This is a genomic window from Gracilimonas sp. BCB1 (genome assembly GCF_040117685.2).
Lineage (GTDB): Bacteria > Bacteroidota > Rhodothermia > Balneolales > Balneolaceae > Gracilimonas.
Window position 1 is genome coordinate 1 of sequence record NZ_JBEDYP020000001.1, and the last position, 19,211, is coordinate 19,211.

A 19,211-nucleotide genomic window follows, 5' to 3' on the forward strand; every position below is an offset into this window, starting at 1 on the left:
TTATGTACCCGTTTAAATATGCTTCGAAGTAAAAAATCGGCACTTAAAACGGTTTTATGTTGATAAACCTGCATGTACATCAAACGGCGGGCGATGATATAATTCTCTACCGCATAAATTCCCTTCTTCTCAATCACGATATTTCCCTTAAAAACCCGCATGGTTTTCAGGATGCGATTGATCCCCACCGTGGCTTTTGAAACACCGTTAAAAAAGCTGTCCCTTCTCAGGTAATCCAAACGATCTAAATCGAGCTGGGAAGAAATGAATTGGTGAAGAAACTTTTTCTTATGCTGGTTGGTGAAAATATCGATGGCGGTATCCAGTGCTCCATGAAACTCCTTGTTGAGCTCTTTCATGATGGATAAGCTCATCATTTCATGGTTGAAGTCCTTAATCAACGAATGCTCCAGTGTGTGAGAAAGGGGGCCGTGGCCAACATCATGCAGTAGAATAGCCATCAGGGTTCCTTCATACTCGGGTTGACTGATAGTGGTATCCTTTTCACGAAGGTTGTTAAGTACGCGCTGACCTAACTCAAGTGCGCCTAAAGCATGTGAAAACCGGGAATGTTCGGCAGCTGGAAAAACAAGGTAACCAAGTCCGAGCTGACGTATCCTCCTTAACCGCTGAACATAGGGGTGGTCAATCAGTCTAAGAATGGGACCTTTTGGAACGGTTATAAACCCATGAATGGGATCATTAAAAATTTTATACCGTGTGCTTTTGTCCATGTGATGTAAGGAGAATTATGTTAGAGCCGTTGAAGATATACAGAAATAAGGTAAAGAGTGATGTGGTGATAAAGTGATGCGGTGATGAGTGGTGAAATGACTCGCTTGAATTAAAAAATCACCGAAACACCCAATCACCCAATCACCCAATCACCCAATCACCCAATCACCATATCACCTTACTTTCATCTCATTTAAATTTTCGATCTCAGGGAGCCGGGTAGGGCGTTTTTTGTTGATATCATACCAGACACCGGTCGACTTGGCTACTCCCATCAAATCCTTTGACTTCTTATCGTAAATACCCTGAACAGCCTCAATGCTGGAGTTGCCAACTTCTCCAACTCCGGTTCCTACCAGTAAAGTTGAGGGAAAAGTGATTTGCTTCAGGTATTCGATGGTGATTTTTACCAGCACAAAGGTTTTACCTTGTGTGAATTCATTCTGCATTTGTCCAACTTCCCCCAAGAACTGTATACGTGCTTCTTCCAGGTAGGTGTTGAACAGGGCATTGTTTACATGATTAAGCGGATCCAGATCCCGAAACGAACGGGGATCTCTGTCCAGTGATAAAAAGTGTCAGGGTTATAATCAGGTCTAAACATCAATAATTTTTTTGTTCAGAAGATGCGGTTGATCAGGCGAAATGACAAATGGTAAAAGGCTTATTCTGGAAGCTATATTTATTATATTCAACCCGACTAAATTCAAACCAAATTCAGTACACGAATGGCAAAGCAGAATGAACGCGATTTTTTAGAAGAATTACTCATCACTCCGAGTCCGACGGGGTATGAAAAAGAAGGAGTAAAAGTCTGGAAGGAGTATGTTGAGCAGTTTGCTGATGAGGTGGTAACGGATGCATATGGTTCAGCTGCCGGCAAAATAAATATGAGTGGGGATGTTGCCACAGTTATGCTGGAAGCCCATTGTGACGAAATTGGGATGGTGGTTCAGCATATCACCGATCAGGGATATGTGTATGTGAACAAATTAGGGGGAAGTGATTCGACTATTGCGCGTGCCAAAAAAGTTTTTATTCACAATAAAAGAGGACGGGTAGTCGGGGTTACCGGGAATACGGCTATTCACCTGCAGGACAATAAAAACGGTGGCGGTAAGCAACCTGCATGGAAGGACATTTATGTTGATATCGGAGTTTCATCCAAAGAAGAGGCGCTGGAGCTGGTGCAGATTGGAGATCCGATTACATATACATCCGATACGGAATTTCTGAGTGATGACCGGCTTACTGCCCGTGCGCTGGATAATCGTATTGGTGGGTACATTATTGCTGAAGCCATGCGGAAAATCAGTGAGCAGAAGAAAGACCTGAAAGTGAATGTAATTGCCCTGAACTCTATACAGGAGGAGGTAGGCGGTTTCGGGGCGCGCATGATGAGCTACCGTTTTATGCCGGATGTGGCTTTAGTGACCGACGTAACCCACGCTACTGATACACCCGGAATAGATCAGAAAGAACATGGAACGGTAGAACTGGGTAAAGGGCCAACGATACAGCATGGTGGAGCTAATCACCCTAAAGTGGTTGAATTCCTGGAAGAGGTTTGTGAAAAGAACGAAATCGAAATCCAGCATGAGGCTACCAGCGTTAGAACCGGAACGGATACCGACAGTATTTTTTATCAGCAAACGGGTATCCCAAGTGCATTGATTTCGTTACCGCTCAGGTATATGCATTCTCCGGTCGAAATTTGCTCCATGAAGGACGTAAATGCGTTAGTAGACGTGATGGTCAAAGCTGTGCTTTCGATGAGGCCAGATCAAACATTTGGCGTTTTTGAAGAATGATTACAATATCTATTGAAAGAAATTTAACACATCTCTGATCAGAGCTATCAAGAAAACAAGAAGCAACAAGAAGAAGAACGAATTACTAAACAAGTATTTAAATCTTATAATTTTTGAACCCTCTCTTTTTAAATAACTCTTGATACTGAAATAGAGTCCAAAAGGTGAAAGTAAAAAGATAATTAATAGTGGTAGTCCAATTATTAAATCTTTTATGTAATGATTCTCTATAATCGGTCTAATCAGTACTGATGTTATAATAGTAAAAATGAAAAGAGTACCGTTTACTTTAAAAATCTTAGCTGATTTTTTTAAATAATTATTTTCTTTGGGATTATGATCAGTCATAATTTGATTTAATTAACCAATAGCTTTCTGTACTCTATTTAACAGAGCCGGAATTATAGGATGGTCCATATCTTGAAAGTTCTCAATGACAACCGTTGAGAATCCTTCAATATCAGCCTGGCGCAATCGGTCATATATCTGCCGGGCTAACAGGTCTAAATCGTTATTGAAGTTAATGATGTTGGCCGAACTGCCATAATTGGAGGTTAAAAGTAAGTAGAGGCAATCCTGATCATCTGGTTCTTCTTCAGCCCCCAGCCAGCGAACTTCAGCCTTAGGTTTATAGTGAGAGTACTTCTGACCCGGGCTTTTAGGTCGTTCCATATGATCAAAGAAGGATTCATGGACAGAAAAACCCAATACGTCTTCGATCTCTTTACGACTTATGCTTCCCGGACGAAGGATTTCAGGCTGATCGCCTGTCAAATCAAGCACCGTAGATTCCAATCCTATTTTCGTTGCCTCACCATCAATAACCGGGAAGTCCTCACCAAAATCCGTTTTTACATGTTCGGATTTGGTAGGACTGGGTCGCCCGGATTTATTAGCGCTTGGTGCAACCAGGGGACCGGTTTTTGAAATAAATTCAATTGCAGTATCGTGATCGGGCATTCTGATGGCAACAGTATCTAACCCGGCTGTAACTGCATCCAGCACTTTAGACTTTTTAGGTAAAACCAAAGAAAGGGGGCCGGGCCAGAACTCTTCGATTAATGTGTGAGCTGAATCCGGAATGTGATCAGAAAATTCATGCACCTGTTCTTCCTCAGAAACATGAACAATTAACGGGTTATCAGAAGGCCGGCCTTTGATGGTGAAAATCTTTTGAATGGCTGTAGGATTCCAGGCATCGGCGCCCAGGCCATAAACCGTTTCTGTTGGAAATGCTACTACATTTCCTTTTTTAATCAGATCAATATATCGTATTAAGTCAGGCATGTAACTCACTCATAGCCAGTTCTTTAAGATATTCATAAGCAGCTTTAACATCCGGGATTTCCTGCACTACAAAACGGACAGTATTTTTCTTCTGAATCACCTGAAATTTATCTTTTTTGGTAATTTCCAGCTTTTCAAGAATACCCTGAAACTTACCTGAATCAAAGAAGTTTGCTCCCATTTCTGTTTCCTGTTTGGGGCATACCAGCCACATGCGGTCGGCTCTGATCGTTACTTTTGTGAAGAAGTTTCGGGATGCAAATAACCGGATTTTGCTAGCCAGAATCAGATATTCGGCTTCTTTAGGTGCAGGGCCAAACCGATCAACAATTTCATCTTTCCATTCTTCAATCTCTTTCTCAGTACTTGCCTGAGATAATTTGCGATATAAATTTAAACGCTCAACATTATCTGATACAAAATTTTGTGGAAGCAGGGCAGTTTCATCAAACTCAACGGTGGTTTCTGGAAGCTCTACCTCAATTTCCACATCATCGAACATATCACTGAATTCGGACTGCTTGAGCTCTTTAACCGCATCGTTGAGTATCTTCGTGTACAGGTCAAAGCCGATATCATTGATAAAGCCGCTCTGTTCAGCTCCCAGAATATCACCAGCGCCGCGGATATCAAGGTCACGCATCGCGATGTTAAAGCCGGAGCCGAGATCAGAAAACTCTTCCAGGGCTAACAGGCGTTTCCTGGCTTCTGTACTCAGCGTTTGGATTGGGTTGGTAATAAGATAACAAAAGGCTTTTCGATTGGATCGGCCAACCCTGCCTCGCAGCTGATGAAGCTCAGCCAGCCCAAAATTATTCGCCTGATTGATGATGATAGTATTAGCGTTGGCTATGTCGATTCCATTCTCTACAATGTTGGTGGAAACCAGCACATCAAACTTATGTTGATAGAAATCGGTGATTATCTTATCCAGCTGGGAGCCAGTCATTTGCCCATGTCCAAAGCGAACCCTGATGTCCGGCACCAATCGGCGTACCATCTCCGCAATTTCTTCAATATTCTTGACCCGGTTATGGATGAAAAATACCTGTCCGCCCCTGGAAATTTCCTGCAATATGGCATCCCGGATCAGTTCTTCATCAAAGCTGTGTATTTCAGTATATACAGGCTGACGATTGGGAGGGGGAGTATTGATAATACTTAGATCCCTGGCGCCCATCAGCGAAAACTGCAAGGTTCTTGGGATTGGCGTCGCTGTAAGCGTTAGTACATCTACCGAGGCTCGAAAGCTTTTGAGCTTCTCTTTGGCTGAAACACCGAACCTTTGTTCCTCATCCACAATAATGAGCCCGAGGTCTTTAAATTCAACATCTTTAGAAAGCAGGCGGTGGGTACCAATAATTATGTCCAACTCGCCTTCTTTAAGCTTCTTGATCGACTCCTTCTGCTGCTTAGAAGTCTTAAAGCGAGAGAGGGCTTCAATACGTACCGGAAACTTCTCCATTCTACGCATAAAGGTTTTGGCATGCTGCTCTGCCAGGATAGTAGTGGGAACCAGAACAGCGACCTGCTTGTGGTCTAGTACTGCTTTGAAGGCAGCACGGACGGCTACCTCTGTTTTACCAAAGCCTACATCGCCACATATAAGCCGGTCCATTGGGTGTGTGCTTTCCATGTCGTTCTTTACAGCTTCAATGGCATCATACTGATCCGGAGTTTCCTCAAATTCGAAGTTCGCTTCAAGTTCTGTTTGCCATTCATTATCAGATGAAAAGTCATGAGCTGTTTCAGCTTTTCTCTTGGCGTACAATTGGATAAGCTCACGAGCTATATCCTTTACTTTCTTCTTGGTCTGTTCTTTTTTTCGTGCCCAGGCACCTGATCCCAGCTTGGTAATTCGGGGAGCCGTTCCCTCTTTTCCGGAGTATTTTTGAAGTTTATGAAGGCTGGTGACGTTTACGTACAGGGTGGAGTCATCCTTGTACTGGAAAACAACCACTTCCTGTTCGGTATTCTTTACATTGATCTTTTTGAAGCCCATAAACTTTCCAATCCCATAATCCACATGAACCACGAAATCACCCAGGCTTAAATCCTTCAATTCTTTAAAGGAAATACCGCCGTGAAAACGACGTCTCTTGGTTTTGGGGCGATGGTATCGGTTAAAGATCTGGTGATCGGTATACACAGCTAATTTGGCGGGTTCATAGATAAACCCTTCATGCAGTGTTTCCACGACCAATCGGTATTTGAACTCCTGACTGGCTTCTCCGAGTAGCTCCTCAAAACGGTCCCGCTGCCCGTCATTATCACACAAAATAATGGTATTCAGCCCCTTTGATGTGTTTTTGGTGATATTCTCACGAAGTAATTTGAAGTTACCGTGAAAATCGGGCTGTGGTTTGGTTTCAAGCGTATGGAAGTTTTCTTCTTTTTCAGCAGCACCTACATTAGCTACAAACAGCTGGTGGGTAAATTTCCCCAATTCCTCAGCAAAAACATCTTCTGATAGATAAAGCTCCTCAGGTAATGCCAGCTCCTTATCTGCATCGTGGCTGTTGTAAGCCTCAACGGCTGCCTTAAAGTTTTTCCCAATTTCAGAAACAATCAAATCTCTATTGGAAGTAACAAGCATGGTATCTTCAGTAAAATAGGAGAGAAAGCTTGATTTCTCTGTTTCCGGAAGGTTGGTTAAATCCGGTATAATGCGAGCCTGATTCAGGAAGGCAATCGATCGCTGGGAATCGGCATCAAACTCGCGGATGGTATCCAGTTCATCCCCAAAAAACTCAAGTCGCAAAGGGTATTCTCCCGAGTAGGGGAAAACATCCAGGATGCCACCGCGGACCGCAAATTCACCAGGCTCATCCACGAACTTAACGGGACTATAACCCTGATCTACCAGTTGTTCCCGAAACTTCTCCAGATCCACATCCTGTCCTTTTTCCAGTACCAGGCTCACCTCACTCAGGGTAGAGGGCGGTGCAATTTTTTCACCAATGGCTTCTACGGATGTAATGACAACTTTTGCGTCATGGTCTGAAATGGACTGAAGCGCTTCTGACCTTTGAACCAATAAGCTGGTGTCTTTAAGTTGTTGCTGGTCATATGGTTTCTTATTCGATGAAGGAAAAAATATAACCGGGTTTTGATTGCTGATTACATCAAGATCTGCTTTCAGAAACCGGGCGCCTTCATCTGTTTCAGATATTACAACTACATTTTTTTTCCGGGTAGAGAGCGAATTCAATAAAAAGCTGTTGAGCGCACCAATACTCTTTTTAAGCGTGATTTTATGGTGTTCAGAAATTTCTTCATAAACGCGTTCGAAAACCCCGTTCTTCTGAAGTTGATCTTTAATTAAAGATATGCTCATGTATAGCTTTGGGTGCTGAAAATTTGAGTTTGAAGATACGCCGATTCAAGCCCGATTGGCAATCGGTATAGTACATTCGGATTTAAAGTAAAGTAAGTAAAGGCTAAAACGTTCAGGAGTTTTCTATCCCGTTAAGAATGGTTTTGCTAAGCAGGAAACTAAAAAAGAGAAAACCCAGGGAAAGGCCAAGGTATCGGTCATAAAGATCCTCGTAATCGGTATAGATAAGTTCTTCAACTTCTGATTTTTCAAGCTCGTCAATTTCTGCATAGATATTTTCAAGCTGTTCCGAATCGGTAGCCCGAAAGTATTTTCCGTCCGTTAAATTGGCTACCTGGGTTAACATCTCCTCGTCAATATTCACCTGAATATTTTGATAACGTCTTCCAAAAATGGGGTCTTGAATAGGGTAGGGAGCAGTTCCACGTGTACCGGCACCAATGGTATATATCTTGATACCATAGGTCACAGCCAGGTCGGCTGCAGTTACAGGATCTATCTCCCCGGCGTTATTCTGTCCATCTGTAAGCAAAATGATGATCTTACTTTCGGCCTCACTTTCTTTCAGCCGGTTTATAGCGGTTGCGATCCCCATGCCAATAGCTGTGCCATCCTCAATAACCCCCATTTCCAGATCATCGAGCAAGCTTTTGAGTAAGCGGTAATCCAGAGTTGGCGGAACCACTGTAAAGCTTTTCATTGCAAATGTAACCAGCCCGATTCGATCAGAATTTCGTTTGTCCACAAAATTTTTGGCAACATTCCGGGCAGCTTCAAAACGATTAGGTTTTAAGTCCTCAGCCCTCATTGAAGTCGACATATCCAAAACGAGTACAATATCTATTCCCTCAGCATTGCGCTCTACGGTAGTAAGCCGTTCCTGGGGACGTGCAAGGGCTAGTATCAAAAACCCGATTCCCAACCAAAGAAAAAGTGCCTGTATCCAATGGAGGTGCGCTTTCCAGTTTCCGGGTAAATCATCCAGCAGTTCCAGTGATGAAAAAGAAAGCGTTGCCTGTTTATGAGCAAAGTACCGGTACAGATACAATCCAATAATAACCGGCAGAATAAATAATGCCCAAAACCATTGTGGATTAGCAAACTCCATCATGCCTCACCTTGTTCTTTTTTGGGTGATGTGATCATAAACTGCTGATCGTACTTTGCTTTAAGTCTCCCAATGCGTGCAGAATCGGCCAGTTTAGCCCGCTCCAGGAATTCAAGAGCATGATCGAGGGTTTGCCATGCATCTTCAAGGGTCGGGGTGTATTTGGCGAATTTAACCAGATCTGCTTTTCTTAATACAACACGTGTTTTTTCAGATAGGGTATCATCGACGCCATAGGCATCCAGGTAGCGCAACAACTCACTTGAAGTACACTCCAGAGCAGGTATGTTGTACAAATCTTCAAAATAGGCACGGATGGAATCACCTACTTTGCTGTAAAAGAGTTTGAAGTTTTTAGTCTCTGCCACGTTGGAATCATTCTTGATGGCCAATAATTGCGCTTCCAGTTCTTCAAGAGGGTTGTAGAAAGGCTCAATCTGAGGTTCTGCGTCTTTGCTATCCGTGACTTCCTGATCTCTGAATTTAAACCACCATAACAAAAAGCCAGCAATGGATAATGCAGCCATCAGCCACGGCCACCAGGGGCGCGGAAACGCATAGATGGGCTTCATGGGCTTAAGCGTCGTATCACCTTTTGCTACTACTGTTTCGAAATAAAGAGAGATGGGATCGGTGAATACCGTTGCTGAGTCATTGGTTCCATTCAGAGAAATAGGCAGGGAAGAAATTTGCACATCCTGGTTGTTGAAATACTGCAGCGTGTACACCAGACTATCCGAGAAGTCAGATGTTCGGAACTGTTGCCGGTCTATAAGTTCAAGTGAAGAAGGAAAAGCATTGGTATCCGGATATTGTACACTTTGGTACTCCCGGTCAAATTGAATGGCAATGGAGTACTCAAAAACCTCACCAATGGTAAGAGTGTCGGTTGTAACCCGTGTACTCACGCTTTGAGCGAAAATCTGCGCCGAGCATAAACATGAAACCAACAAAACGAATAGTCGTAAAGCGCGGTGCCTCAACAGGGTGATTTCCATTAAAATTGAAAATAATATCTTAATTGAACTTAACAGCCTGAAAATATAACAATGAGTTGTAAATATTTTGCAAAAGTAAGGTGCATCTCATTTTTATGAAAGTAGGGTATTAATCCTTATTATTTTCCAAAATATTTAATCTACAGTTGATACATGGTTAATAGTGGTATGAAGTTGGGTTTGGGAATTGGTGTGTTTTGTCTGATAGCTACGCTTTCCCTGACACTTTATTCAAAGAAAAATACAGATTTGCCTGAGTTGGTCATCTCGCCGGATAATTTGGTTGAGATATCAGAAGGCGTACAGCTAGACTCATATGGGTTTAACCGACTGGACCTTGAGGTTGCAGAAGGCAAGGTTAAGCGCAATGAGAGTTTGTATTTGATACTCAGAGATTTAGACGTTTCACCTCAAACGATTTATGAGATAAGTAAGAAGTCCCAAGGCGTGTTTCAAAGTAACCGAATTAAGCCGGGGCAAAAGTACTTAACCTACCTTGATAAAGAATCGAAAGATGCCCAACGGTTAATTCTACATACAAACGCTCTCGACTATGTTATTTTTGAGTGGAGAGATGACGTAAGAGTAACAACGGGGCAGAAAGAGGTTACTACTCGTATTGCTGAGGCAAGTGGAATGATAGAATCTTCTCTTTACGAAACGCTGGTAGGTCAGGAAGCCAGTCCGCTTCTTGGATATAGATTAAGTGAAATTTTTGCCTGGCAAATTGACTTCTTTCGTCTGTACCCGGGCGATAGCTTTAAGGTGATTTATGAAGAAGAATTTGTAGATGGTGAACCTTTCGGAATTGGAAGAATTCTTGCAGCGGAGTTCACCAATAAAAATGAAACCTTCGATGCTTTCTACTACGAAACGGATGATCGTGCCGGATACTACGATAGTGATGGCAATGGTGTACAAAAAGCATTGATGAAAGCACCCTTTAAGTATTCACAGAGGGTAAGTTCGAACTTTTCTCACAGTCGTTTCCATCCGGTTCTGAAAAGGAGAATGCCTCACTACGGGGTTGATTATGCCGCTCCACTCGGCACACCCGTGTTATCTGTTGGTGATGGTGAAGTGACTGAAGCGCAATATCGGGGTGCTAATGGCAATATTGTTAAAATCCGACATAACGGTACCTACACTACAGCATATTTACACCTGAATGGTTTTGCGAAAGGAATTCGTGCCGGACAAAGAGTAAAACAAGGCCAGGTAATTGGGTATGTAGGCAAAACAGGAAGAGTAACCGGTGTACATTTAGATTACCGGATTTATAAAAACGGGCAGCCGGTAAACCCCCTGAAAGTTAAGCTGCCACCTTCAAAAGCTATTGAAGGGGAGGAAATGGAGCGATTCACCAATCGCATTGAAGACCTTAAATTTCAGCTCAGCCAAATTAATGAATCCGGGGAGTCAACCGTAGCTTCCTTTGCCGCGCCTTAATTTAATCAGTAGCGGCTGCCACGACGCTTAAAGAAGTTCATCAGGGGTTGCACGTACGATTCATTGGTTTGAACCTCAACGGCATCAATTTTCATCTTAAGCATCTTGTCGTGTATGTAGGCTTTCTGCTCCATACGCCGGATTTTATACGCTTCACGAACTTTTCTGCTTGACGTATCAATCATTTTTTCGACTCCGGTTTCAGCATCCCTGATCTTTACCAATCCTATATCCGGAAGCTCGTCTTCAAGTTGATCGTTAATGATAATGCTTACCAAATCATGTTTTTGATTGGTAATACGAAGCTGCTTCTCAAAATCCTTATCCTGAAAATCTGAGGTTAGTACCACGATGGCTCTTCGGTCCAGAAGCCGGTTAATGTAGGACAGAGCATCGGCAATATCTGTACCGGTTCCGGTGGGTTTCGTTGTGTAGAGTTCGCGGATGAGCCGCAATACGTGCGTGCGTCCTTTTTTGGGAGGAACCACTTTTTCGATATGATCACTAAAGAGTACCAATCCCACTTTATCGCTGTTCTTGATAGCACTGAAAGCCAACACGGCGGCCAGCTCAATAGCCAGGTCCATTTTACTTTGGCTCTGACTTCCAAAGGTACCGCTTTGAGAAATATCGATACAAAGCATGAGCGTTTGCTCCCGTTCTTCCTCAAAAACTTTGATGAAGGGATCGCCGGTGCGGGCTGTTACATTCCAGTCGATTTGCCGGATATCATCACCGTAGGTATAAGCTCTCACTTCAGAAAATTCCATCCCGCGCCCTTTAAAAGCCGACTGATACTCTCCTCCAAACAGGGTGTTTACAATACCTTTGGTCTGGATTTCGAGCTTCCGTATTTTTTTAAGGATTTCCTTAGGGATCATATAAATCAGCTGGGTTTACATTACTCCAGTTAAGATAATAAAAGGGATGTTTAATGTAAGAGAGGAAATTCGAATTAACCCATAGGGGAGTTGAAGAGATGAATTATTTGAGCAACAGTAAAATATCCCAACGGGATATAATGATAATAGCCATAGGTGAAGTGAAACGAAACCTGTGGCTATAGAAATGATTGAGGCAGAAAACCCCAAAGGGGTTTAATTACTTAGGCAAATATTGTTCGTTAAACGAAACATCATGCTCATTCAATAAGGCCTTATATTCTTCCAGAAAGCTAATTAGCTTGTGATGTTCTTCTTGATTTCTCACGTATTCTATTAAACGGTCCTTGGCTTCAATCGAATAAGTAAAAGCACCATATCCTGATTGCCAGCCTTGAAAATCAGAAAACAATTCATTCTTCTTTATAAACTTACTGCTTGCTAATTTAATGTCTTTGACTAAGCTTGAAATTGCAATACTTGGATGGATGTGAGTGATGATATGAATATGATTTTCAATCCCATTAATTTGATATAAATGGCATTTCTTATTCTTTAGAATTCCCCAGATGTATTTATAAAGTTCTTTTCTCTTGTCTTTATTCAATACAGGCTTTCTGTTTTTTGTACTAAATACTATTTGATATAGTAATTGTGTATAGGTGCTCATCTTCTGCCCCCTGTTCTATTTAACCCCTTTAGGGTTAATTTTATATGTTTTATTTCGTCCGGGTTTTACCCGGAGTTATTATTTTTAATCCTTTCAGGATTATGAATAATGACATAGTACTGCATTCTGTTTCTGTACAGTAGCATATCGAGCAGATAATAATATCATACATAACTATCACAAATCCATCTCGATATCCACATATTCATATTGCGTACGCTCCATCAGTGGCCAGATGAAAAAGAGGGCAAGCGTCAGAATTCCGATCCAGTACATCATCCAGGCGTAAGTCATATGTTCGGTAAGCACTCCTTCATAGAAAATAGGTTATAAAAATCGTGAGATGATTTTGGGAGATTGCCAATCAATGGCATTCGTCTGTCCATCGCATCTGCTGCATAGGCTGCCGATTCGATCCAGGCAAAAGCGGTGAGCAACAATCCGGTTTGAGCTGTAATCCTTTTGTGATGGTACCAGCCATAAATAAAGATGCCAAAGGGTAATAGAATCTCCAAAAGCGTACCTCCCAGGATAGTCAGGAATCGTCCGCCGATGAAACCAAATATTGTATGCCCCGCTTCATGTACAATCAAAAGAAAGTTATCGATCAAAAAGAAAAAAGGAGACAGAAAGAAGGGATAAGGATAATTCCAGGAAAAGGAGATTTCCCATTTCAGTGCCATCCAGAATTGTTCAGCTAACACCCAGCAAAAAGGGATGCAAACAATCGAAAACCACCACTTTTTAATGAACGGAAGGGCTTTATCGAAATGATGTTCAAAATCTATGTTCACAAATTTGAATCTTTTTGCGTCTCATGAAGTTGTGATAGTAGCGATAATTCACAATTTCAACAATTGGTAAATAGATATGGGTAAGCCGCTTAACGTAACGCAGAAACTAATTCAAAGTCATTTGGTGGAAGGAGAGATGGTGCCTGGTGAAGAAATCGGGCTTAAGATCGACCAAACCCTAACACAGGACGCAACCGGAACCATGGTGATGTTGGAATTGGAAGCCATGGAACTTGACGAGGCCAAGACTGAGCTCTCCTGCCAATACGTAGATCACAATTTGATACAGTCTGACTTTAAGAATCCTGATGATCATGTATTTCTGAAATCAGCGGCAGAACGATTTGGAATGTGGTTTAGCCGTCCGGGAAACGGAGTGAGTCATCCTATAGAGACCGAACGCTTTGCTATTCCGGGCAAAACCCTGGCAGGTTCAGATAGCCACACACCGGCATCAGGATGTATGGGAATGTTGGCCATCGGTTCTGGTGGATTGGATGTGGCCTTTGCGATTGCAGGTGAACCTTTGTTTATAAAGATGCCTAAAGTTCTGGGAGTGGAGCTTAAAGGAGAACTTTCGGATTGGGTCAGTGCCAAAGATGTGGTTCTGGAAATGCTTCGCCGGTATGATGTGGATGGAGCTTCCGGTTATGTGATAGAATATTTCGGGGAAGGATTGAAGAACCTGGATACCATGGACCGTCACGTTATAGCAAATATGGGGACCGAAATGGGAGCTACAACCACCGTCTTTCCGGCTGATGGAGAAATCCGTAGGTTCATGGAATCCCAAAAGCGGGGTGATGAATATGTGGAGCTTCTTGCGGATGATGGAGCAGAATACGATAAATACGAGGAGCTTATACTTGACGATGTGGAGCCGTTAATTGCCCTGCCAAGTTCTCCGGGTAATGTGGTTCCTGTTCGTGAAGTAGAGGGTAAAGATATTTACCAGTCCTACATTGGCTCTTCGGCAAATCCCGGATATCGTGATTTTTGGATTTCCTCTGAAATTGTGAAAGGAAAAACGGTAAATGATAATGTCTCATTTGATATCAACCCTACATCCAGGCAGATTATCGAGAATATGGTTAAGAATGATGTGATGTTTAACCTGGTTCAATCCGGAGCCCGCATTCATCAGGCAGGTTGTAATGGATGTATTGGAATGGGACAGGCTCCGGCTACCGGTCAAAATAGTTTGAGAACGGTGCCGCGTAATTTTCCTGACCGATCGGGTACTCCGGAAGACTCAGTATTCCTTGTAAGTCCGGAAACAGCGGCAGCATCTGCACTTACTGGCAAAATTACCGATCCGAGAGACCTCGAGAAGTTGTTCAATATGGAGTATCCGAAATACACTCCGCTCAAAGAAGTGATTGTAAACACCGATATGCTGACACCCCCCAAGCCCAAAGAGGAGCGGGGGGAAATTAAAAAAGGACCCAACATTTCAAGCATGCCAAATTTTGGTGAGTTGGAAGATTTTGAAGTCCCGGTGTTGCTTAAAATGGGGGATGATATTTCTACTGATGAAATACTGCGGGCAGGAACCGAAGTGCTGCCATACAGAAGCAATATCCCCGAGATCAGTAAGTTTACACTCGATGTTGTCGATAAAAACTTTCACGACCGGGCCATGAAAGCCAAAGAAGAACAAGGTGGGCACGTGGTTATCGCTGGTGAAAATTACGCACAGGGCTCCAGTCGTGAACACGCAGCCATCGCTCCGAGGTATTTAGGCCAGCGTGCTGTAATTGCGAAAAGCTATGCTCGAATCGGTTGGCAAAACCTGGTGAATTTCGGAATCCCGCCTTTTGAGTTCACCAGCGAAGAAGATTACAATGACATTGACCAGGGAGATGTACTTAAAGTTGAAAACATCCGAGCAAGTATAGAAAGCGGGAATACGGCAAAATTGATCAATGTGACCAAAGGAACTGAATACGAAGTGAAACACACGCTAAGCGATCGCCAGCGGCAGGCGGTACTTGATGGGGGAGTAATTAACTCTTTTAAGAAAAGAAAAGCTTCTTAGAGATAAAGTGAAGGTGATTTATTTTAATGGTGTGTAGGTGTTTAACTCAAATATCCAAGCCTTCACTCCGAACTCACCTAAATCCTCTCCTTCGCAAGGAGGAGACTTATCTATCAGTTTAAAAAACAGATGTTGAATCTTCACAATGGATAGAAATTAAGCGTCTTTCTCCTTGTTGAAGGAGAAGGCAGAAGAAGTCGGAAAAGCAGAGCTAAGGATAGGTTTTTATCATTAGCAACGGACCTTTCCGAAAGTCTTCTTTAAGACTACAAATCACGAAAGCGATTGATACCCTTGGCAAAATGCTTCCAAATGAGACTCATTTCCAGCATGGAATCAGGATCTTGGGAGATAGTTCGTTGGGATTGAAGTCCTTTTCGCTTTCGATTCACCCCAATAAAGTTTATCGCAAAATGCAGGTGGGCCTTGGCTATGGCCCACCATTCTTTGGGTTTTCCGGACAAGAGCGCTTTATAAGCGGCAATTACATCCAGTATCAACCGAAGCAGAAATCTCTTTCGTAAACTGGACGAACTGTAATTCTTCCACAGCATAAACAGGCTGTTCCGGAAGTTGTAATACACTTTACGAGGGGAGCCCATAGGAAGTGATCCCCCGCCTAAATGATAGATTACGCTATCGGGTGCGTAGCTGATTATATATCCCTGATTCTGAAGCCGCCAGCACAGGTCAATTTCTTCCATGTGAAATTCAAAGTCTTCATCAAATCCACCTGAGTCGATGAATAAATCTTTTCGGATAGCCAGTGCAGCTCCTGATGCCCAGAAGAGGTTAGGGGAATCATTATACTGTCCTTCATCCCGCTCCACTTCATCAAAAATACGTCCACGGCAAAAGGTGTATCCGTATTTATCCATATATCCACCTGCAGCACCCGCATATTCAAAATACTCCGGCTGTTTATCTGCTCTCATTTTGGGTTGTACAGCCGCTACTTGATCGCCTTGCTCAAACGCATGGTTCAGGCCATGTAACCAGTTTTTGTCTACTCTCACATCATTATTCAGAAAAAGTAAAATCTCGTTTTTTGCAAAGGGAACAGCTCTGTTATTTCCACCGCAATAACCGTAGTTTTGGTCAAAGGTGGCAATTTTAATTTCAGGATACGTTGACTTTACCCAATCTTTTGAACCGTCGGTGGAGGCATTATCAGCGATGATGATTTCGAAATCCGGATAGTCTGTTTGGGTTACCGATGGCAGATAGTTCTTGAGATGTTCAAGGGCATTCCAGGTAACGATAATAATGCTGAAACTCTTCAATGAATGAATAAAATTTTGCTGTTGTTTTCGAAAATGGTGGAACCAGACTTAAAAATGTAGTTTCTTGTTCCGCTTTATTGGAGTACTAAGATGATACAAAAAGTATGATCAAAATAGGGCTAATTTCAGATACGCATAATTACCTCGATCCTCAGGTATTCGAGTATTTCGAGGACTGCGACGAAATCTGGCACGCCGGAGATTTTGGGAGCCTGTCTATAGCTAATGAACTTCAAAAAATCGCCCCTGTTGTCGGTGTGTACGGTAACATTGATGGGGAAGACATTCGCGAGGTTTATCCATTGCATCAGCGTTTTGAAAGGGAGGGGCTGAAAGTGTGGATGACGCACATCGGGGGAATTCCCGGACGTTATTGCCTTCCTATCCGTAAGGAAATGGAAACCAATCCTCCCGAACTTTTTGTGTGCGGCCACTCTCATATTCTTCGTATTTCACGTGATCAGGATTTAAATAAAATGTTGTATATGAACCCCGGGGCTGCCGGCAAGCAAGGCTTTCAATCGCAGAGAACCGTAATTCGCTTCCAAATTATCGAAGGGAAACTGCACAATGTAGAAGTGATTAACCTGGATGTTGAACAGGAAGCGGCAGAGTAGAAAACCCTCAATCATACTCGTAGCGCTCAATCAGCTCCACAGCGTTGAAAGCAGATTGCACCACTAAAGGGATCCCGCCACCAGGGTGTGTGGAACCGCCTACGAAATACAGCTTGTCTATTTCACGTGACTTATTTCTGGGGCGAAGAAAGGCAGAGAACTTACTATTGGATGATGTCCCGTAAATGCTTCCTTTATTTGACCGGTATTTTTGGTAGAAGTCATACGGGGTAATGGTTTTCCTGAATTGTATATGTTCAGATAGATGCTCAAGTCCTCGCTGCTCTAATTCCTGAATCACTTTATCTCCATAAGAGGTTGCATGTTCAGCCCACTTGTAGTGATCTGACAGATAAGGAGCATTTATCAGAATAAAGAGGTTGGATCCATGCCCTGGGGCATGATGTGGATCGGAGTATGATGTGTTTGCGATGTAGATAGTTGGATCATCGGGCATCACTTTCTCTTTAAAAATCTGATTGAATTCTTTTTCATAGTCCTTCGAAAAGAAAATATTATGATGAACCAGCTGATCGAATTCTTTGTTGGTACCCAGCATCAGCACAAAACCGGAGCAGGAGGGTTCAATGGATTTCGCTTTTTCTTTTCTTCGGGATGAAACGGAAGAATCCGGCAAGAGGTGCGCTATGGTTTCTGTAGCATCACTGTTTGATATCACTAAATCAGATCCGGCCTTTTTTCCGGAACGTAGCTTGATGCCGGTTGCTTTGGATTGTGTTACTTCAATGGAAGTAATTTCAGCATTAAAAAAGAATTCAACACCCAGCGACTCTGCCAGTTTGGTCAGCGCCTCGGCCACTTTATATAAACCATCCTTCACATAATACCCGCCCTGATTTATTTCCACATGGGGAATTACATTCAGGGTTGCCGGAGCAAGGAAAGGGGAAGAACCATTGTATGTGGTAAAGCGCTTAAAGAATTTTCTTAGGTATGGCGATTCAAATGAACTATCCACTCGCTTACTTACTGTTGCAAATGCATCAATGCCGAAGAAACTCAGGAGGTCTAATTCTTTCAGGTCGGTAAGGCCAAACAAAGGGTTGAAAATGAATGCATCCGCTGTTTTGTGGTACAGCGACCGGGCGTATTCTAAAAAATCGGAATAGGACTCTGCATCCTGCGGAGCAAAACCCATGATTTCATTCTTTGTAGCTTGTTTGTCTTCATAATTGTTGAAAACAGTTCCATCCGGATAAAAATACCTGCAGATGGGATCTAAGGGTTCAAGCGAGAGATAGTCATCCAGATCAGCTCCGCACTCTTCAAACAACTTCTCAAGGATGAATGGCATGGTTAATAGACTGGGGCCCGTATCAAACCGATATCCATCTGCCTCGATGATATTCATCTTTCCCCCGGTATTCTCATTCTTCTCAAAAACGGTAACCTGATGTCCCTTCGCAGCAAGTAAACAAGCGACCGATAGTCCTCCCAACCCGGCACCAATTACAGATATCTTCATGCTTTAAAGAGCTTTTTCGAGAGATTCATAAATCTGAGAATAGACTTTTAGAAACGAAATGGAACGTGTTGTTTTATTTGGAAGTAAAAACCCCGTGCAGTTACCCAGAATTCCAACTTCAGAAAAACTTATTGCGGTAGTTTACCTTCAATACGTTTCAGAGAATCTCTGATTTCTTTCAGAATTTCGATGGATGAATCGGTGCTCTCATTTGCTGAACCGGAATGCTGGGTGTCCGTTACTTTATCCCGCTGATCCAAAACCATACTGCGAAAATCAAAGGCATCAACAACACCAATCAAGGATAAATCCGGTCCGCCCTGGGCTGAACTGCCTGCGGTTTCAATCCTCAGAATACTCAGTCCAAAATATTTTAACAAAGGACCTTCTTTAAAGGTTAGATCCTGAATTTTATCGAGCGGAATGGTGCGCTCGGTATGAAAAATATATCCTTTCTTAAATCGGAGGGAGCGGGTGGTTAGTTCACATTCGAGACGTTCAAAATACTTATTCAGGTAAAAGGGTGCTGTTAACAGCCATATGGGAATAAGTGGGATCATGACAATGGACATGATACAAATTAATACCCCGTACCACAGAACATAACTTTTGATTTTCGGGCTGAAGCTGGCTTCGTGTAAAATGCTGGCTTTTGATAGCATACTGTAACTGTTGGTTTCCATTAAAAAAGGCATCCTTTACAGGACGCCTTATAAT

The 19,211-nt window shown here is 42.7% G+C and carries 16 protein-coding genes; 4 read left to right on the plus strand and 12 right to left on the minus strand.

Going from position 1 to position 19,211, the window contains the following annotated elements; genetic code table 11:
- Positions 1–734, minus strand: a 734-nt coding sequence (locus ABFW99_RS00005) for an HD domain-containing protein (RefSeq protein ID WP_440707376.1), incomplete at its 3' end; no start/stop codon positions are given.
- A gap of 174 nt (positions 735–908) precedes the next feature.
- Positions 909–1,301: an acyl-CoA thioesterase gene (locus ABFW99_RS00010; RefSeq protein ID WP_440707378.1), complete on the minus strand. Its 393-nt coding sequence runs from the start codon at positions 1,299–1,301 to the stop codon at positions 909–911.
- A 162-nt stretch (positions 1,302–1,463) separates the two neighbouring features.
- On the opposite strand from ABFW99_RS00010, the gene ABFW99_RS00015 reads away from it, so the two are divergent.
- Positions 1,464–2,546 carry a M42 family metallopeptidase gene (locus tag ABFW99_RS00015; protein ID WP_349355068.1) on the plus strand — a complete coding sequence of 361 codons (1,083 nt, stop codon included), beginning with the start codon at positions 1,464–1,466 and terminating at the stop codon, positions 2,544–2,546.
- Between the two features lie 360 nt (positions 2,547–2,906).
- On the opposite strand, the gene ABFW99_RS00020 is transcribed toward ABFW99_RS00015, so the two are convergent.
- The 4 genes from ABFW99_RS00020 to ABFW99_RS00035 form a co-directional block, all read right to left on the minus strand.
- Positions 2,907–3,833 (minus strand): L-threonylcarbamoyladenylate synthase, encoded by a 927-nt coding sequence (locus tag ABFW99_RS00020; protein ID WP_349355067.1) that lies wholly within the window; start codon positions 3,831–3,833, stop codon positions 2,907–2,909.
- The gene (gene mfd, locus ABFW99_RS00025) at positions 3,826–7,170 is read right to left on the minus strand and encodes a transcription-repair coupling factor (RefSeq protein ID WP_349355066.1); all 3,345 of its coding nucleotides are present in this window, start codon (positions 7,168–7,170) and stop codon (positions 3,826–3,828) included. The genes ABFW99_RS00020 and mfd overlap by 8 nt, the downstream gene beginning before the upstream one ends.
- 112 nt (positions 7,171–7,282) lie before the next feature.
- On the minus strand, positions 7,283–8,281 hold the full coding sequence (locus ABFW99_RS00030; protein ID WP_349355065.1) for a vWA domain-containing protein: 999 nt from the start codon (positions 8,279–8,281) through the stop codon (positions 7,283–7,285).
- Positions 8,278–9,186, minus strand: a complete 909-nt coding sequence (locus ABFW99_RS00035) for a hypothetical protein (RefSeq protein ID WP_349355064.1) — start codon at positions 9,184–9,186, stop codon at positions 8,278–8,280. Before ABFW99_RS00035 ends, ABFW99_RS00030 begins: the two co-directional genes overlap by 4 nt.
- 243 nt (positions 9,187–9,429) lie before the next feature.
- On the opposite strand from ABFW99_RS00035, the gene ABFW99_RS00040 reads away from it, so the two are divergent.
- A complete protein-coding gene (locus ABFW99_RS00040) occupies positions 9,430–10,725 on the plus strand; it encodes a peptidoglycan DD-metalloendopeptidase family protein (protein ID WP_349355063.1) in 1,296 nt (431 codons plus the stop codon).
- Between the two features lie 5 nt (positions 10,726–10,730).
- Here ABFW99_RS00040 and ABFW99_RS00045 read toward each other — a convergent pair whose 3' ends face one another.
- The 3 genes from ABFW99_RS00045 to ABFW99_RS00055 form a co-directional block, all read right to left on the minus strand.
- Positions 10,731–11,606 (minus strand): DUF58 domain-containing protein, encoded by an 876-nt coding sequence (locus ABFW99_RS00045; protein ID WP_349355062.1) that lies wholly within the window; start codon positions 11,604–11,606, stop codon positions 10,731–10,733.
- Positions 11,607–11,826: 220 nt separating this feature from the next.
- Positions 11,827–12,276 (minus strand): IS200/IS605 family transposase, encoded by a 450-nt coding sequence (tnpA, locus tag ABFW99_RS00050; RefSeq protein WP_349355061.1) that lies wholly within the window; start codon positions 12,274–12,276, stop codon positions 11,827–11,829.
- 290 nt (positions 12,277–12,566) lie between these two features.
- A complete protein-coding gene (locus ABFW99_RS00055) occupies positions 12,567–13,070 on the minus strand; it encodes a hypothetical protein (protein ID WP_349355060.1) in 504 nt (167 codons plus the stop codon).
- 76 nt (positions 13,071–13,146) lie between these two features.
- On the opposite strand from ABFW99_RS00055, the gene ABFW99_RS00060 reads away from it, so the two are divergent.
- Positions 13,147–15,108, plus strand: coding sequence for an aconitate hydratase (locus tag ABFW99_RS00060; protein ID WP_349355059.1), 1,962 nt, complete (start codon positions 13,147–13,149; stop codon positions 15,106–15,108).
- Positions 15,109–15,374: 266 nt separating this feature from the next.
- Here the strand turns inward: ABFW99_RS00060 and ABFW99_RS00065 are convergent, their stop codons facing one another.
- Positions 15,375–16,391 carry a glycosyltransferase family 2 protein gene (locus ABFW99_RS00065; protein WP_349355058.1) on the minus strand — a complete coding sequence of 339 codons (1,017 nt, stop codon included), beginning with the start codon at positions 16,389–16,391 and terminating at the stop codon, positions 15,375–15,377.
- Positions 16,392–16,495: 104 nt separating this feature from the next.
- On the opposite strand from ABFW99_RS00065, the gene ABFW99_RS00070 reads away from it, so the two are divergent.
- The gene (locus tag ABFW99_RS00070) at positions 16,496–17,008 is read left to right on the plus strand and encodes a metallophosphoesterase family protein (protein WP_349355057.1); all 513 of its coding nucleotides are present in this window, start codon (positions 16,496–16,498) and stop codon (positions 17,006–17,008) included.
- A 7-nt stretch (positions 17,009–17,015) separates the two neighbouring features.
- Here the strand turns inward: ABFW99_RS00070 and ABFW99_RS00075 are convergent, their stop codons facing one another.
- Positions 17,016–18,494 (minus strand): phytoene desaturase family protein, encoded by a 1,479-nt coding sequence (locus ABFW99_RS00075; protein WP_349355056.1) that lies wholly within the window; start codon positions 18,492–18,494, stop codon positions 17,016–17,018.
- A gap of 128 nt (positions 18,495–18,622) precedes the next feature.
- Positions 18,623–19,156, minus strand: coding sequence for a PH domain-containing protein (locus ABFW99_RS00080; RefSeq protein WP_349355055.1), 534 nt, complete (start codon positions 19,154–19,156; stop codon positions 18,623–18,625).
- Between the last annotated feature and the right edge of the window lie 55 nt (positions 19,157–19,211).

What these genes read in the sequence shown, in the direction of transcription:
- mfd (WP_349355066.1), bottom strand. Translation starts at nt 7,170, where the DNA reads ATGAGCATATCTTTAATTAAAGATCAACTTCAGAAGAACGGGGTTTTC.
- ABFW99_RS00030 (WP_349355065.1), bottom strand. Translation starts at nt 8,281, where the DNA reads ATGATGGAGTTTGCTAATCCACAATGGTTTTGGGCATTATTTATTCTG.
- ABFW99_RS00045 (WP_349355062.1), bottom strand. Translation starts at nt 11,606, where the DNA reads ATGATCCCTAAGGAAATCCTTAAAAAAATACGGAAGCTCGAAATCCAG.
- ABFW99_RS00080 (WP_349355055.1), bottom strand. Translation starts at nt 19,156, where the DNA reads ATGCTATCAAAAGCCAGCATTTTACACGAAGCCAGCTTCAGCCCGAAA.
- ABFW99_RS00020 (WP_349355067.1), bottom strand. Translation starts at nt 3,833, where the DNA reads ATGCCTGACTTAATACGATATATTGATCTGATTAAAAAAGGAAATGTA.
- ABFW99_RS00075 (WP_349355056.1), bottom strand. Translation starts at nt 18,494, where the DNA reads ATGAAGATATCTGTAATTGGTGCCGGGTTGGGAGGACTATCGGTCGCT.
- ABFW99_RS00060 (WP_349355059.1), top strand. Translation starts at nt 13,147, where the DNA reads ATGGGTAAGCCGCTTAACGTAACGCAGAAACTAATTCAAAGTCATTTG.
- ABFW99_RS00040 (WP_349355063.1), top strand. Translation starts at nt 9,430, where the DNA reads ATGGTTAATAGTGGTATGAAGTTGGGTTTGGGAATTGGTGTGTTTTGT.
- tnpA (WP_349355061.1), bottom strand. Translation starts at nt 12,276, where the DNA reads ATGAGCACCTATACACAATTACTATATCAAATAGTATTTAGTACAAAA.
- ABFW99_RS00070 (WP_349355057.1), top strand. Translation starts at nt 16,496, where the DNA reads ATGATCAAAATAGGGCTAATTTCAGATACGCATAATTACCTCGATCCT.
- ABFW99_RS00015 (WP_349355068.1), top strand. Translation starts at nt 1,464, where the DNA reads ATGGCAAAGCAGAATGAACGCGATTTTTTAGAAGAATTACTCATCACT.